This is a genomic window from Phaeobacter italicus (assembly GCF_019801785.1).
Classification (GTDB): Bacteria; Pseudomonadota; Alphaproteobacteria; order Rhodobacterales; family Rhodobacteraceae; genus Phaeobacter; species Phaeobacter italicus.
On sequence record NZ_JAHVIJ010000008.1, the window covers coordinates 124,912 to 131,025 of the forward strand.

General features: G+C 58.8%; 7 protein-coding genes and 1 tRNA gene. 6 read left to right on the plus strand and 2 right to left on the minus strand.

Annotated elements, in window-relative coordinates; genetic code table 11:
- Window positions 1–148 precede the first annotated feature (148 nt).
- On the plus strand, window positions 149–478 hold the full coding sequence (locus KUV39_RS17360; protein WP_008560399.1) for a hypothetical protein: 330 nt from the start codon (window positions 149–151) through the stop codon (window positions 476–478).
- 502 nt (window positions 479–980) lie between these two features.
- Window positions 981–1,436: an MmcB family DNA repair protein gene (locus KUV39_RS17365; RefSeq protein ID WP_046212035.1), complete on the plus strand. Its 456-nt coding sequence runs from the start codon at window positions 981–983 to the stop codon at window positions 1,434–1,436.
- 78 nt (window positions 1,437–1,514) lie between these two features.
- Here the strand turns inward: KUV39_RS17365 and KUV39_RS17370 are convergent, their stop codons facing one another.
- Window positions 1,515–1,703 carry a DUF6324 family protein gene (locus KUV39_RS17370; RefSeq protein WP_008561108.1) on the minus strand — a complete coding sequence of 63 codons (189 nt, stop codon included), beginning with the start codon at window positions 1,701–1,703 and terminating at the stop codon, window positions 1,515–1,517.
- Window positions 1,704–1,918: 215 nt separating this feature from the next.
- On the opposite strand from KUV39_RS17370, the gene KUV39_RS17375 reads away from it, so the two are divergent.
- Window positions 1,919–1,995: transfer RNA gene (locus tag KUV39_RS17375), tRNA-His, on the plus strand.
- A gap of 176 nt (window positions 1,996–2,171) precedes the next feature.
- Here KUV39_RS17375 and KUV39_RS17380 read toward each other — a convergent pair.
- Entirely contained in the window at window positions 2,172–2,486 is a 315-nt protein-coding gene (locus KUV39_RS17380; RefSeq protein ID WP_222460471.1) for a DUF6476 family protein, read from the minus strand.
- Between KUV39_RS17380 and KUV39_RS17385 the strand changes: the two genes are divergently transcribed.
- From KUV39_RS17385 to KUV39_RS17395, 3 genes are all read left to right on the plus strand, one after another.
- Complete coding sequence (locus KUV39_RS17385) at window positions 2,485–3,519, plus strand: RluA family pseudouridine synthase (protein WP_050672464.1); 1,035 nt, start codon at window positions 2,485–2,487, stop codon at window positions 3,517–3,519. The two genes, KUV39_RS17380 and KUV39_RS17385, sit on opposite strands and share 2 nt — an antisense overlap.
- A gap of 212 nt (window positions 3,520–3,731) precedes the next feature.
- Window positions 3,732–4,628: an RNA polymerase sigma factor RpoH gene (rpoH, locus tag KUV39_RS17390; RefSeq protein WP_008563199.1), complete on the plus strand. Its 897-nt coding sequence runs from the start codon at window positions 3,732–3,734 to the stop codon at window positions 4,626–4,628.
- Window positions 4,629–4,954: 326 nt separating this feature from the next.
- Window positions 4,955–6,114: cache domain-containing protein (locus KUV39_RS17395; protein ID WP_222460472.1), on the plus strand; the 1,160-nt coding region annotated here is incomplete at its 3' end.

Here is a 6,114-nt window from a genome sequence, read left to right on the forward strand (position 1 = left end):
AGAGATCCGCGACGCGCCTTTTTCGTTCGTGGTTTTCGTTGGAACCGGGGGCAAAAAAGGCATGCGTCAAATTCCGCCGGTTTGCCGATTGGCGCTGGACGGCGGCAAACTTGGTGCTAACCTCCTTATCAAGACAGGAGGGCACGTCATGCCGAAACTGGTAAAACTCTACATCAAGAACGTGGCACTGGGATTTGCGATTGCCGGTGTCTTTGTGGCGCTACTGCTGTGGTTCAACGTGATGAACCTGTGGCATCTGGTCAGCACCTCTGACAGCGGTATTCTGGCAGTTGGCATTCTGTGGTTCATGAACGGGATCGTGTTTGCCGGGGTGCAGTTTGGCTATGCGGTGATGTCGCTGGCGGGCAAGGATGACGAACCGCGCGGCGGTATGCGCATCACCCCGGATCTTCAGCGTGATCTTGTTCCGGTTCGCGTGCCTGCACAGCGCAGCAACCGTCAGGTTCACCGCCGCTGAGGCGCGATTTCATTTCTTGGTCGCATCGCAAGGTATCAAGCCGCGTCCCGGTGGCGCGGTTTTTTCTTTGCGGTTCAGCACGGTTTGATCAGGCAGGTGACCCCTGCAGGCATGTTGCAGACGGGCCGCCAAATGGAGCGCGCGGATTGGCCCACAGGCAACGCAAATAACGCAGCAAACGACATAGATGTGGGTGGAAAGCGGCGGGACCACCAGTCAACCGTTCGGCTTTGATTCCCGAGGACCTGTATATACAGGTGGGCGCCAGGTAACTAGGCCAGGACCCAGACAGAGCCAGCTCCCTCGGAATTGCTTAAGGCCACCGGAATGCTGCCGGTAACGAGAAGGGCAGAACCCGCCTCCGCTCTAACTAGGCGGCAGACCGGGTGGAGACAAGGGGCAGGGGGCTGGTTTTCTGCGACCGGCGAAATTTGATCCTGTCCAGCTGGTTTGCCCCCTGCGTGATCTTGAAATCTGTTCCCTAATTGTTCACATTCAAGCCATGGCTCAGGATTTGACTCCCGGACAGCGGCTCGCCCGTGGTGTGTCTCGGCATATGACCGCGCTTGGTTTTGCAACGGTAGAGGAATTCATCCCCGCCCGCGGCCTGCGCGTGGATGTGATGGCGCTTGGCCCCAAGGGAGAGCTGTGGGTGATCGAATGCAAATCCAGCCGCGCCGACTTTCAGTCCGACAGCAAATGGCAGGGCTATCTGGAGTGGTGCGACCGGTATTTCTGGGCCGTGGACATGGCGTTCCCGACGGAACTCCTGCCTGATGAGACCGGCCTGATCATCGCGGATGACTATGATGCTGAGATTATTCGCATGTCGCCAGAGGACAAGCTGCCCGCCGCACGTCGAAAGAAACTGATACAGAAGTTCGCGATGGATGCGGCGATCCGGCTGAACCGTCTGCGCGACCCTCAGCCCGGTCTGGATGGTGCCTGGCTCAGCTGAGGTTTCTGAGCAGGGCAAGTCTGAGCAGGGCAAGGCCGGCGCCCGAGCGCCAGCCAGAAGATCATGTGGCCTGCAGGGTCACTTGGACAGAGCGCTTGCCGCCTGTGCCGCTGCGAGGATCTCTTCGGCGATTTCATTGGCCTCTTCGGGGTCGAAATCCATCGGAATTTCGAGTCCATCGGCTTCGATGAAGATCCGGACCATACCAGCGTCGGTCGGACCGATCTGCATGTTGGCTTCGATATCGCGCTCGGTGTTAATGCCCATGCGGCACTCCTGTGGTGGTGCTTGCGTTGACTGGATCTGCTAGCCTGCAAAGGCCACAAAGGCAAGCATCCGTTGTCAGAGCCCCGGTTTCGGAGCCCTGCAAAATGGCCTGTGCGCGACTTTTGCGGGGCGTGAAAAACTCTTGGTGGATAACGCAAAAAACTTGCAGCTTCCCTCTTGCGCTCCCCATGCTGCTGTATTAAATCGCCCTCAGTGCCGCCTTAGCTCAGTTGGTTAGAGCGCCTGATTGTGGATCAGGAGGTCCCCCGTTCGAGCCGGGGAGGTGGTACCACTCTTCACACAAAATCAAATCCGGCTTGACCATCGATCCGAGTGGTTCTGTCCTTTTTGTCATGTCTTGTTGGGCAGCCGCTGGTGGCAAGCAGCTGACGGGCCGTTCACCCGACCTGCGTTACGGTTCACCGATAATATTGCGCCAAATCTGATGCGGTGGGACCCGAACGGGGCTTATTCGCCAACCGGTTCGATCTTTACCCGCTGCTCTATGGCGCCGCTGAGGTTGTTGAGGATCACGATCTCATCCTGATCTGTCACCACCGCCACCCAACCTTCGCCAAAGGTCACGGCACGCGCTGTCATACCATCGGGGAGCGTGATGGATGTGGGCAGTGTCGGGCCGGATGACGACAAACGGATGACAAGCAGGGCCAGAACCATTAAGAACCCGCAAATCATGATCACGGTCAGCGTGGTCACCATCCGCCGCAGGAATTTCAGCTGCGGTGGTTCAGTTTGAAGATCTGTCTCAGAGGGATGTGTCATGGCCAGCCGCCGGATCGAGTTTGTCATCGCGGAAAACCCGCCTAAACGGCTTGATAAAGCGGTTTCGCGTGATGTGCCAGAGGAAGCCACCCTGTCGCGCACCCGTCTTGCGCGCTTGATCGAAGCCGGACAGCTAGAGGTGGACGGCAAGATCGTGACCGATGCCAAGGCGCGGGTCGAGGAAGGCGCGACGATCTCGATCACCGTGGAAGAGGCGGAGGATAGCCATATCGGCCCCGAAGATATCCCGCTGGAAGTGATCTTTGAGGATGATGACCTGATCGTCATCAACAAACCGGCAGGCATGGTGGTTCACCCTGCGCCGGGAACACCCTCTGGGACGTTGGTCAACGCGTTGTTGCATCACTGCGGCGATAACCTGTCGGGGGTGGGCGGGGTCAAACGGCCCGGCATCGTGCACCGGATCGACAAGGAAACCAGCGGCCTTCTTGTGGTTGCCAAGTCCGACGCTGCCCATCAGGGGCTCGCCGCGCAGTTCGAAAAGCACACGGTAGAGCGGTACTACCGCGCGGTCTGCTACGGTGTGCCTGATGGCAACGACCCCCGCCTGCGCGGGGTCAAAGGGGCGAGCTTTGAGCCGGGCAACATCCTCAAGTTGACCACCCAGCTGGCGCGTCACAAGACCGACCGACAAAAGCAGGCCGTGCTGTTCCAGGGGGGGCGCCATGCAATCACCCGGGCCCGTATCGTCGACAGCTTTGGCACGCCACCGGTTGTTGCGCTGATCGAATGCTGGCTGGAAACCGGCCGCACCCATCAGATCCGTGTGCATATGGCCCATGCAGGTCACGGCCTTGTCGGGGATCCGGTTTATGGCGGCAAACGCAAGCTGGCCGCCAAGGCGCTGTCCACGGAAGCGGCCGCAGCGGTGCAGGGCTTTCCTCGTCAGGCGCTCCATGCGGCTGTCTTGGGGTTTGTGCACCCGGTTAGCGGCGAAGACATGCGGTTTGAGGCTCCTTTGCCGCAGGATATGGCCACTCTCTTGGACACTCTTGCGTTACCAGCGAGCTGATCTGTTCAACGGCGCTGCAAGAAAAGTGTTCGAAATCAAAGAGGTCGCGCCCCTGGCGCGGCTTTTTTCTTTTTCGGCCGGTTGTGAACTTGGTCACAGACCTGTTTTCATGCGATTCATATAAGACATTTCAGAAGCAACTCTTGAACGGGTCTATGCGTTAACCCATATGAGTTGATGTTAAGTCCTTATACATTGGGAGGGACACCGAGATGGCAAATTATGCAAACCTGCCCGCACCGACACCAGAAGGCGGGCTGAACCGCTACCTTCAGGAAATCCGCAAGTTTCCTTTGCTGGAGCCCGAAGAAGAATACATGCTGGCCAAGCGCTGGGTCGAAGAGCAGGACGCAAACTCTGCCCATAAGATGGTGACCTCTCACCTGCGCCTCGCGGCCAAGATTGCGATGGGATACCGCGGCTACGGCCTGCCGCAGGCCGAAGTGATTTCAGAGGCCAACGTGGGCCTGATGCAGGCGGTCAAGCGCTTTGACCCGGAAAAAGGCTTTCGTCTGGCGACATATGCGATGTGGTGGATCCGTGCCTCCATCCAGGAATACATCCTGCGGTCCTGGTCGCTGGTCAAACTGGGTACGACCTCTGCGCAGAAGAAACTGTTTTTCAATCTGCGCAAGGCCAAGGCCCGGATCGGCGCGCTGGAAGAGGGTGATCTGCACCCTGACAGCGTCAAGAAGATCGCAACTGACCTTGGCGTGACCGAGGATGAAGTGATTTCCATGAACCGCCGCATGTCCGGTGGTGATGCCTCGCTTAATGCAACCGTCGGCACCGAAGGTGAGGGCGCGATGCAGTGGCAGGATTGGCTGGAGGACGAAGACGCTGACCAGGCCGGTGACTATGAGGCCCGCGACGAGCTGGAAGCCCGCCGCGAACTGCTTGCCAGCGCGCTTGAGGTGCTCAATGACCGCGAAAAGGACATCCTGACCCAGCGCCGTCTGGCGGATCAGGCCAAGACGCTGGAGGATCTGAGCACCCAATATGGCGTCAGCCGGGAACGGATCCGCCAGATCGAGGTCCGCGCGTTCGAAAAGCTGCAGAAAAAGATGCGCGAACTTGCGGCGCAAAAGGGGATGTTGCCTGCAAGCTGATCGTTTCTCCCGCGATCTGACTGCTGGTTTTACCCGAAATGGCCTCCGCTTTGCGGGGGCCATTTTGTTTCGGCTGGGGGCAGGGGTGGTCGGATATCAGGGCGGGAGAATCGCTTTGCATAGCGGGGGTGCATCTTGTGATTGTGCGGCTGACCTCTGCCTGCAACCGGGTTCGGGCGATCGGTCAGAGACTGTTAAGGATGCGCGCAGATTGCGCACGAATTCTTACCCTCACGCCCTGTCCCGCGACGCTGCCCTAACCGTTTGTTAGCTTGCCGCCTCCTAGTGTCGGGGAACCCAGATTTCCCCAAAGGACCAAGGAAACGATGCTTTCATTCTTTTTTCGTCTTCCGATCCGCATCTACGCTGTGGTGGCGATGGCGCTTGCCCTGTCGGTTGTTCTGACAGTTCTGCTTTTGTCGCGCGCCGTCGATAACGCCTATCAGATGCGCGAAAAGGAACTTCACAATGTCATCGACAGCTCTATCAGCCTGCTTGCGGATCTCGAAGCCCGCGTTCAGGCAAACGAGCTGACAGCAGATGAGGCCCGTGTCGAAGGGCGCGCCCTGATTGAGCGGGTGCGGTTTGACAGTGCCGGCTATCTCTTTGCGTTTGACCGCGATCTCGTAGTGCGGGCCCATCCGATGGTGCCTGATTGGGTCGGTACGGACCGGTCTGGCTTTGAAGATGTAAAAGGGATGAAGGTTTTTCAGGAACTGGGCAAAGTCGCCACGCAGAATGGTGCAGGCGCTGTGACCTACTGGTTCCAAAAACCCAACCAGACCACACCAGAAGAAAAGCTGGGCTATGTTCAGCTGTTTGAACCCTGGGGTTGGATCATCGGCACCGGCTCCTATGTCTCGGATATTCAGTCGGACCTTTGGCAGATGCAGATCGAATCGGCGATCACCCTTGGTGTGAGCCTGATCCTCTTGATGATTGCCTCTACCGTCCTGATGCGCAGCGTGACGGGCCCGATCAACGGCATGAAGGCGCGGATGCAGGATATGGCTGAGGGCGACACCGACAGCGAAGTACCCTTCACCGGCTCACGCAGTGAGCTGGGTGAAATGGCGCGCACGCTGGAATCCTTCCGTGAATCCCTCGCCGAGCAGGCAGAGCTGAAACGCCAACAGCAGGCACGCGACAGTGAGCGCGCGGATGTTGTTCAGGTGATTTCCAGCCGTCTGGCCGCGCTTTCCAGCGGTGATCTGACCGTGCGCATCAATGAAACCCTCCCAGAGGATTACGCGCAGTTGCAGCGTGATTTCAACTCGACCGCCGAGACGCTCAGCGCGACGGTGACGCAGGTGATCGACACTGCCGAGAGCATCCGCAACGGTGCGGGCGAAATCAGTCAGGCCTCCGACGACCTGTCCAGCCGGACCGAAAGCCAGGCAGCCACGCTTGAAGAAACCGCCGCCGCCCTGGATGAGATGACCGCAAGCGTGAAATCCGCCGCAGAAGGCGCGCGCAGCGTGGAAAA